This window comes from Hyphomicrobium sp., from assembly GCF_019744875.1.
Classification (GTDB): domain Bacteria; phylum Pseudomonadota; class Alphaproteobacteria; order Rhizobiales; family Hyphomicrobiaceae; genus Hyphomicrobium_C.
In genome coordinates, this window is record NZ_JAIETU010000003.1 from 498,976 (window position 1) to 508,538 (window position 9,563).

Annotated in this window: 6 protein-coding genes; 1 reads left to right on the plus strand and 5 read right to left on the minus strand. The window is 66.0% G+C overall.

Features of this window, described 5'->3' with window-relative positions:
• Positions 1 to 183 precede the first annotated feature (183 nt).
• The 5 genes from K2Y42_RS09245 to K2Y42_RS09265 all read right to left on the minus strand — a co-directional run bounded on the left by K2Y42_RS09245 (position 184) and on the right by K2Y42_RS09265 (position 8,595).
• Positions 184 to 1,374: an SH3 domain-containing protein gene (locus K2Y42_RS09245; RefSeq protein WP_291151405.1), complete on the minus strand. Its 1,191-nt coding sequence runs from the start codon at positions 1,372 to 1,374 to the stop codon at positions 184 to 186.
• Positions 1,375 to 1,617: 243 nt separating this feature from the next.
• Positions 1,618 to 2,319, minus strand: a complete 702-nt coding sequence (locus K2Y42_RS09250; protein ID WP_291151448.1) for a L,D-transpeptidase — start codon at positions 2,317 to 2,319, stop codon at positions 1,618 to 1,620.
• A 272-nt stretch (positions 2,320 to 2,591) separates the two neighbouring features.
• The gene (locus K2Y42_RS09255) at positions 2,592 to 3,794 is read right to left on the minus strand and encodes an efflux RND transporter periplasmic adaptor subunit (RefSeq protein WP_291151407.1); all 1,203 of its coding nucleotides are present in this window, start codon (positions 3,792 to 3,794) and stop codon (positions 2,592 to 2,594) included.
• 16 nt (positions 3,795 to 3,810) lie between these two features.
• Complete coding sequence (locus K2Y42_RS09260) at positions 3,811 to 7,029, minus strand: efflux RND transporter permease subunit (RefSeq protein ID WP_291151410.1); 3,219 nt, start codon at positions 7,027 to 7,029, stop codon at positions 3,811 to 3,813.
• Positions 7,030 to 7,170: 141 nt separating this feature from the next.
• A complete protein-coding gene (locus K2Y42_RS09265; protein WP_291151413.1) occupies positions 7,171 to 8,595 on the minus strand; it encodes an ATP-binding protein in 1,425 nt (474 codons plus the stop codon).
• Positions 8,596 to 8,806: 211 nt separating this feature from the next.
• On the opposite strand from K2Y42_RS09265, the gene K2Y42_RS09270 reads away from it, so the two are divergent.
• Positions 8,807 to 9,463, plus strand: a complete 657-nt coding sequence (locus tag K2Y42_RS09270; RefSeq protein ID WP_291151416.1) for a response regulator transcription factor — start codon at positions 8,807 to 8,809, stop codon at positions 9,461 to 9,463.
• Positions 9,464 to 9,563 lie beyond the last annotated feature (100 nt).

A 9,563-nucleotide genomic window follows, 5' to 3' on the forward strand; every position in this document is an offset into this window, starting at 1 on the left:
CTCTCGTTCTGTCCGCGCAGATTGGCGGGCAACTGAGCCTCCCGCAAGGGCGTTCGTGCACGAGCGCAATCGAACAGAGAGCCGGTCGATAAGACAACGGCGGTGCGGCGGTGGTGTACGCGGCGATGCGGGGAGACGGGCGCGCAATCCCGCGCCACAGGCAATCGAGACCCGATTGGAAGATCAGGGCTTCGCGAGATAGACGCTGCTGGACGACGCCTGTCGCGGGTTCTCTTCGGCAAGATAATACTTGTGAACCCAGCCGCGCGAGGAACCATAGCGAATAGGGCACCAGTCCTTCTGGCACTGCCCCGTCACCTCGAGGCGACGCCCAGTGGGGGGAATGGTCGCGACCAAAGCCTGGTCTTCGGAGGGCCCGCGACGAACATTGAGCACGTCGTCGTCGCTCACGCCGCGCACCCTGTAGAGCATGACGTCACGAGCCGCCTGCTGAGCCGCTTGCCGCGCCGGCGCGGCCGGCTTGGACTTCGGCTGGGGCAGAGCTGCGACCTTCTCGGCTGCAGCCAAGGATCGATGTTGAACAGGCGCGCGCTTTTCAATCGCAGGCGGAGCCGTCGCAACCTTCACCGCGGCCGCCGTGGCCGGAACTGTGCGGGATGCGGCCTTCGCGGCAGCCGTCGGCTCCCGCGCGGAGTCGGGGGCGGCGCCGTTCTCGAGGCCGATGCGCCCTGAGGCTTCGAGCAGGCCCGAGCCGCCGAAACGCATCATCGGCTCCGTGGAAAATTCAGGGGCCGAACCGGACGCATCCGCAACGGCAATCGGGGTAGGCGCCGTGACGGCTACGGTCTCGACAAGCGGCTTGCGCACCGGCTCGGGAATGCCCTCGTCGGCGGAGGCGGAGGCCGCTTCGGCGGACGCAACGGAGACAGGCGCGCGCTCGGCGGGCGTGGTCTTCTTGGCAGGCTTCGCAGGCTCCTCAGTCGAAACGGCGACCTGCTGCGGTGCGGCAGGCTTCTGGCTCGGCGCATCAGACTTCGGCGCCTCGACGAGCGTGGCCGTACCCGTCTCGCCGTCGTCCTTCTTCCAGAAGAGGCGCGATCCGTCGCGCGAAACCGAGAGACAGCGCACTTCGGCATCGAACCAGCGGAACCACTTTGAGCATAAGCGGTCGCCTTCGACCCACCAGCGCCCGCGATCCTTCTTGGATCCGAGGATGGGCGCCAGATCGCCGGCTTCGGCCGAAACGAGACCGTCAGCGCCGAAAAGAATGGGAAGCTTGGTGCCCAGCGGCGTGTCGATTTCGACAAGCGAACCCGCAAGGGCCTTGAGACCGTCGCCGCCAACGGGGACCGGCTCCGCAAACGCGGCGGTCGCCCCTGACAATAGGCTGACAACGATGAGAGGCCTGAGCAAGAATCAACCCTGACGCTGCACGATTTAAGGATCGAGCCTTCTTCCTACACGAGTGTGGCAGGAACACGGTCCACCCACCTGTCGTCGAAAAACGGCGCAGAGGGCGGGCCACACTAATCATTAGAGCGTGAAGCGTTGCCAAATCGTAAATTTTAACGAAACAACGCGCCCGCCCGCGATGCCATGCAGACGCAGAGAGGCCTGCACACCCGGCCTCCGCAAGCCACCGCGGATGACCCACCCTCACATCGGCACGGTGCCGTCCGCGCGCGCCGAGGCCGTCGTGCTGTTGTTCTCCTGGCGCGCGGCAAGCCGCGGATCCGACAGCACCACCGTCCGCGCGCCGTTCGGAACGCGGTTGAAGAGATCGATCACGTCGTGATCGAGCAGCCGGATACATCCGCTCGATGTCGCCTTGCCGAGCGTGCTCGGCCGTCCGCCGCCGTGAATGCGATAGAGCGTGTCGCGCCCCCCCTGGTAGAGATAGAGCGCGCGCGCACCGAGCGGATTTTCCGGGCCGCCCGGCATGCCTCTCGCGAACGGCGCAGTACGCGGATCGCGGGCCACCATTTCGGCGGGCGGCGTCCACGTCGGCCATTGGGCCTTGCGCGCGATGGTCGCCACGCCGCTCCAGCCGAAGCCTTCGCGCCCAACCTCGATGCCGTAGCGCATGGCGCGCCCGTTCTCGCCGACGAGATAGAGATAGCGCTGCGCCGTATCGACGACGATCGTTCCCGCAGGCTCGGACGTTGCGTAGGCCACAGGCTGGCGGCGATACTTCGGATCGAGCTTGCCGAGATCGGCCGCAGCGATCGGAAACCGCTCGCCGCCGAGAGCGGCGTAGTTTCTGCGATCGGTCTCCGTCGAATCGTACGCGACCCCGAGCCAATCGAGATTTCCCGTCGCGCAGCCCGAAAGCGAAACGGCCAAACCGATCATGACAATCCAGCGATGAAACACGGTGTAAGCGCCCCCGATGATGTTGCGTGTCTGGGGGCGATGTGCGGATCGCAAATTATGGGAAGCTTAAGGGAAAGCGATGCGGACAAAGGTGTTGCACAAGTGCCTCTCGCACGACTGAGCCAGCGCGAAGGCGCTTCCGGTCATCCGGTCACATGCGCACCTGCACGAGCGCGCGAACGCACGCACGCACGATCGCAGCTCACGCGTCGCGTGAAGCGCGGAGCACATCCCCGCGCACCACCACAAATGGCGCGTTACTTGGCGGCGGGGGTGGCGCGCGCCGTTGGCGTCAGGATCTCGACGCGATCTCCGACCTGGAGAAGCGCGTTCGGGCTAACGATGACGCGATCATGCTCCGTCAGGCCCGTCGAAATGACGACACGCTCACCGAGATCCTTCGCCACGGAAACCCGCTTCAGCACGACGCGGTCGCTGTCGTCCGCAGCTGCCACCATCTGTTCGCCGCCGCGCGTCAGGAGCGTGTTCGTCGGCACCGTCACGGCGCCCCCTGCTGCGGCCAGCTCGATCATGACCTGTCCGTTGAGGCCCGAGGGAATACGGCTTCCGGGATTCGGCATCAACAGCTCGGCGCGCATCGTGTTCGATGCCGGATCGATCTCCTGCGAGATGCGCCCCACGCGCGCCGTCAGCATCTGTCCCGGCAGTTCCGCGAATGACACCTTCGCCGACGCGCCCTTCTCGACGGAAAGCGCATAGGATTGCGGCACATCGATCTCGATCCTGAGTTCATCGAGATGCGCGATCCGCAACAGGAAGTTCCCCTGCTGCCCGGAGTCGGCCGAAACCCGATCGCCGCGTTCCACCTGCCGCGCGACGACGGTGCCGTCGAACGGCGCTCGCACGGTCTGAAAGCTGCGCACCTCTTCGAGCCGTTTCACTTCCGCCAGCGCCGCCGCAAGATCGGCATCCGCCGCCATCTTCGTCGCGCGCCGCTCATCCAGCGTCTGCACCGAAACATGCCCCTTGCCGACTAGGCTTTCGCCCCGCTCGAGAGTAGCGCGCGCAAGCTCCAGCCGCGCCTTCATCTGATCGATGGACGCCCGCGCCCGCTGCAGCTCCTGCTCGACCTCGGGCGCTTCGATCACGACCAGAACTTGGCCCGCCTTGACCCGGTCACCGATATCGACGCGCCGCTCGGCCACGAAGCCGCTGGCCCGCGACAGGATGAGCGCCTGCTCGGCAGGCGCCGTGCGCCCCGCAAGAGAGAGCGTGGTTGTCCCCTTCGCGGGCTCGGGACGAACGATACGAACCGACCGCAACACGCCGGCCGATGGCTTGGCGTCCGCCTTCGGCGCGCCCGCCTCCGGCTTGAGCCCCAGCGCCTGCGCGGCCTGCACCACCAACGCCGCGCTTTTCGGCTCCGCCGACAGCCACAGCGCCACGCCTCCCGCGCACCCCGCAAGCGCGACAGCCACACCGATCGCTTTCGCTTTCATGTTCCCGAGCTCCGCGTCATTCAGCAGGGACGCGCGCGTCATCGCGTACGCGGTCCCCGGTTGTTTCGGATGTGGCAACCCTCCGGCCGAGACCGGCCAGAATGGAAAACAGGAACGGAACGAACGTCAGCGTGGCGCACGTCCCGAAGAAGAGCCCGCCGACGACCGCGCGCCCGAGCGGCGCGTTCTGCTCGCCGCCCTCGCCGAGCCCGAGCGCCATCGGCAGAATTCCGACGATCATCGCCGTTGCCGTCATGAGCACCGGCCTGAGCCGCGTCTCGGCCGCATCGACGGCAGCCGGCGTCGGCGCCACACCCTCCAACAGCCGATCGCGCGCAAAGCTCGTCACGAGCACGCTGTTGGCCGTCGAAACGCCGATCACCATGATGAGCCCCGTCAGCGCCGGCACGGACAACGGCGTGCCAGTGATGTAGAGCGCGAACAACGCGCCCGAAATCGCAACCGGCAACCCGCCCATCGCAATCAGCGGCATCATCCACGATTGAAAATTCACCACCATGACGAGGTAGACGAACACCGCCGCCATCAGGAGCCCGCCGAGCATTTCAGCGTAGGCCAGCTCCATGGACTGCGCCTGTCCCGCCATCTCGATGCGGTTCGCGGGCTTCAGGCGCGGCTTCAGATCCGCGACGGCAGCCGACACATCCGCATACACGCCGCCGAGATCACGTCCCTCCACGTTGGCGAGGATCGTCGTCGTCGGCTGCAACGTCGTGCGGTCGATGTTGGCCGGAATGGTCCTGAGCTGCAGCGACGCGAAGGAGCGCAGCGTCACGGGCTGGCCGCCGGTGGTCGGGCGCACGGGCGTGTTGAGCAACTGTTCGAGCGACGTGAGATTGGTGGGCGGCGCCACCACCTGCACCGTGTACGAGACGCCCTGGGCGGGATCGACCCAGAAGTTGGGCGACACCGTTCCGGATGCTCCCAGCGCCGCCAACAATGCCGAGGCCGCATCCTGCGGCGTCACGCCGACCTGCAGCGCGCGCACGCGGTCGATCTCGAGATAATAGGACGGAAGATCGCGCACCTGCCGCTGTGCGACGTCCACCGCTCCGGGGATCTCTCGCATCCGCGCCATGAGTTCGCGCGCAATTTCCGAATTGCCGAGCACGTCGCGGCCGATCAGGCGCACTTCGATGGAGGTCTGCGCCGATCCCGCGAGCGTCTGCGCCGTCGCGTCCGCCGGGCGGAAGTACGTCACGAGGGTCGGAAACTTCGCCTTCAGCATGGCGCGGATTTTCTGGACGTAGAACGCCGTCGGCGCGTGATGGTCCGCGAGCTGGACGAGAATCTCGCCGTCGAACGAGCCGATCACGCCGCTTTCCACCCACGCGAGATTGATGGGCTCGGGGCTGCCGATGTTCTCGGCCACGAACGACACCTGCTCGGCAGGAATGACGTTGCGGATCTCACGTTGAACCTCGGCGAACGTCTGCGCCGTCTCTTCGAGACGCAGGCTTGTCTGCGCCCGCACGTAGATGCGGATCATGCCGGCATCTGTCTCAGGAAAGAACTCGCGGCCGAGATTGCGCGCCGAGATCACCCCGAGCCCCAGCGCAAAGGCGAGCCCGGCGAGCGGAACGATCTTCCAGCGCAGCAGCAGCGCCGCCATGCCGGCGACGAACCGTTCGAGAAACCGGAGCAGCGCCTCGACGCGCCCCGCAAACCAGCCGAAGAACCCCTTACCCGGCGCGCCGTGCGGAGACGCTTCCGAAAGCATGAGGGTCGCGAGCGTCGGTACGAGCGTTCGCGACAGAATGTACGATGCCGCCATCGCGAACACGACCGCGAGCGCCAGCGGCACGAACACGAAGGCCGCCGTACCCGTCAGCAGGAACAGCGGCGAAAACACGATGCAGATCGCGAGCGTCGACACGAACTCCGGAAACGACACCTCGCTCGCGCTCTTGAGAACCGCATGATTGAGCGGCAGCCCAGCCTCGAGATTGCGGTTGATGTTCTCGATCTCGACCAGTGCGTTGTCGACCAGGATGCCGATGGCCAGCATCAGCCCGCCCAGCGTCATCAGGTTGAACGTATTGCCGGTGGCCGCGAGCCCCGCGATAGACGCCAGCAGAGCCAGCGGGATCGACGTCAGCACGATCAGCGACGACCGCCAGCTCCCTAGGAACACGAGCACCACGAACGCGACCAGCAGCCCCACGATCACGGCCTCGACCATGACGTTGTCGATGGCGCGCGTCACGAACACCGACTGATCGAACACTGGCGCGATGGTGATGCCCTCGGGCGCCGCCGCCTGCAGCTCCGGCATGCGCGCCTTGATCTGGCTGATGATGTCGAGCGTGGAGGCATCGCCGAGCTTGAGGATCGACACGATCACCGCGTTCTGGCCGTTGAGGCGCGCAAGGTTGCTCTGCACGGCCTGCCCGTCGCGCACGCTCGCGACTTCCGATACGCGGATCACCCGGCCATCGACGGAGCGCAGCGGCAGGTTTGCGAAGTTGGCGATTGTCTCCGGGCTCGCGTTGGTCGTGATGGCGATTTCACGGGTTCCGACACGCAGCGCTCCCGAGGGCAGCGTGAGGTTCTGCGTCGCGGTAGCCCGCGCGATGTCGGCGGCAGAAATCCCGTAAGCCTGCAGCGCTTCGGGCTTGAGATCGATCATCACCTGGCGCGAGGCACCGCCGTACGGTAGCGTCAGCCGGATGCCGCGAATGGACTGGATCTGCGCGCGAAGTTGCAGGCGCGCATAGTCGTAGAGCGCGCCGTCCGTCAGCGTATCGGAAGCCAGCACGAGCTGGATGATCGGCACGCTCGACGGCACATAAGGCACGATCAGCGGCGGGTTCGTGCCCGCAGGCATGCGCCGCAGAATAGTCTGACTGACGGCCGTGACCTGCGAGAACGCGTTCGTGACGTTCGTTCCCGGCTGGAACGCAATGCGGACGATGCCGACGCCATTGATCGTCTCCGAGCGCACCTCGCGGAGATTGTCGACGTTATTCATCACCGCAAGCTCGCTGAACGAGGTCAGCTTGCTCGCCATCTCTTGCGGGTTGAGGCCCTGATAGGTCCAGATGAGATTGATGGCGGGAATATTGACGGCCGGAAGAATGTCCGTCGACATACGACGCCCCGAAAGGCCGCCGACCAGCAACAGCAGGATCGCGAGCACACCGACGCTGTGACGATGGCTGATCGCGTATTTGACGATCCACATATGCTGCCCCACCTGAAGATCGTCATGCACAAACCAATGGTCGTGCACAGGCCAATTTGACGTGCGCCGGTCCGTTCTGAATCCGCGGCAGCTTTGTGCGTGACCTCTACCAGCCCAGATTAAGGCAAGCTTAAGAGCCGGTGAAGGCGCCGGGCAAACACGCCTGCCGCGTCAAGCCGATGCAGGTGCGACCGCCCCGGCGGGCGGCTCTCCGGCGCGCGGCCGCGCCTGCAGCTCGATGCGCGCAGCATCGATCAGGATACTTGCCCGGAGCCCGGCGGGGCTGTGCCTATTTTCTAGGCGCAGTGACAGCCCGTCCTTGTCCAGCGCCGTTTCCACGATGGAGAGCCCGAGACCGCTACCAACGGCGCACTTGTGCCGCCCGCGGAAAAATCGCTTCGTCACCATACCGATCTCGTCGTCGGGAATGCCCGGCCCGCCGTCATCCAGCGCGATGGCGAAGTGCTTGTCGCCCTTAACGAGCGTCCACCGCACCGGCTCGACCGAGCGGCTGTGCTGGATGGCGTTCTCCGTCAGATTGCGGGCCGCGAGATGAAACGCATCCGGATTGACCCGGATGCGGCACCCATAGAGGGCGTCGTCCACGGTCGCCGGCGCGGTGTTCTCCTTCGTGCGCAGCTCATCGCAAATCGCCCGCAGCCGTGTGCCCGCGTCGATCCAGTCCTGCGGCGCCTTCCCAGCTCCCGCATCGATCTGCGCCAGCGACAACAGTTGCCGCGCCATCCGCGTCGTCCGGTCGGCCGCCACGAGCGCATTCTTGAGAGCCGCGTCGCGCATGGCCGGGTCCGCCGCCGCCAGCGCGATCTGCACCTGCGTGCGCAGGCCCGCGAGCGGCGTTCTGAGTTCATGCGCGGCAAATGCTGTGACGCTGCGCTCGTGCTCGCGCGCCACGATGACCTTCTGCAAATGCCCATTGAGCGCATCGACGACGGGGCGGATTTCACTCGCCGTCGATCCGATCTCGATCGGCTCGAGCTCGTCGCCGCTGCGCCGTTCCACGACATGCGTAAGACGGCTCAACGGGGCCAGTCCCTGCCGGATGGCGATCCAGATCAATCCGCTGAGCACGGCGAGCACGACGATGCCCGGCACCGCCAGCCCCCAGATCAGCTCGCGCACCAGCCGCTCGCGATGGGCGATGTTGTCGCCCACGAGCACACGCACGCCCCGCTCGCGATCCTCGCGCGCATAGACGCGCCAGTGCGTGCCGTTGATGTCCTGGTTGGAAAAGCCGCTGCTCGACTGCGTGAGCTGCGTGTTCGGCGCCGCACTCGACTTGCCGACGAGGCGCCCGTCGATCGACCAGACCTGACAGGCAAGCTTGAAATCTGTGATGCCGGACACCGGAGCGGTGGATCGGTTAGGCACACGCACGCCCGAAACTGCGTTCGTTACCGTGAAGTCGGCGCTGTCGATGAGCGAGTTCACCATGCGCGTCGCCTCTTCGAGGCGCGCATCGAGAACGCGTTCCAGCTCGAGCTTGCTGCCGGAATAGATCCACGCCATGCCGAGCGACCACACGAGCGTCGTCGCCAGCAGGATGAGCGTAAAAAGCCGCGCACTGATAGAGTTCATGGCAGGACCCATATCGCGCCGAGCGCGTGCCGCAAATGTCCCGCTTCGCGCGAGCCGCCCGCTTCGCACGGGCGGCAAATGCCGCCACGCATGAAGCAAACCGGGATGTGACAGCCCCGAGCTTAAGGCAAGCTTAAGCCGATGGGCAGTGGATTTAACCGATTGAAACGGGCTAGGCTTCCCGCATTGGCACGCCAAAGAGGCCCCCGCAATGCGCGTTCTTGTCGTTGAGGACGATGCCGTTCTCCAGAATGGCCTCACTGTCGGGCTCGGCATTCACGGCATTTCCGCCGATGCCGTCGGCACCTGTGCCGACGCGCTCGCCGCCCTCGCCACGACCTCGTTCGACGGCGTCGTGCTGGACGTCATGCTGCCGGACGGCTCGGGGTTCGACATCCTGCGCGAGCTGCGCCAGCGCAACGACACCGTGCCCGTTCTGCTGCTCACCGCCCGCGACACGGTCGCCGACCGCATCCGCGGTCTCGACGATGGCGCCGACGACTACCTGGGCAAGCCCTTCGACCTCGATGAGGTGGCGGCCCGGCTGCGCGCGCTGCGCCGTCGCGCCGTGGGCCGCGCCACGCCCGTCATTACCTGGCACGACATCGAACTCGACGCCGAGCGCCGGTCGGCCACCAAGAACGGCCAGGTCCTGAACCTGTCACGCCGCGAGTTCGCGGTCCTGCTCGCACTCGTCGAGCGTCCCGGCATCATTCATTCGAAGAGCGAGCTCGAAGCGGCGCTCTACGGCTGGCAAGAAGAAATCGAAAGCAACGCAGTCGAGGTGCACATCCACCATCTGCGCGCCAAGATCGGGCGCGACCTCATCGAAACCGTGCGCGGCCTCGGCTATCGCGCCAAGACCTGAGCGAGCCGTCGCTAAAGCTTCGTCGCATCGCGAAAGCGGTACCAGGTCTCGACGACGGGCACGGCGTGCTTGGCGATGGGGTGAAACGGGACGGCCGGAA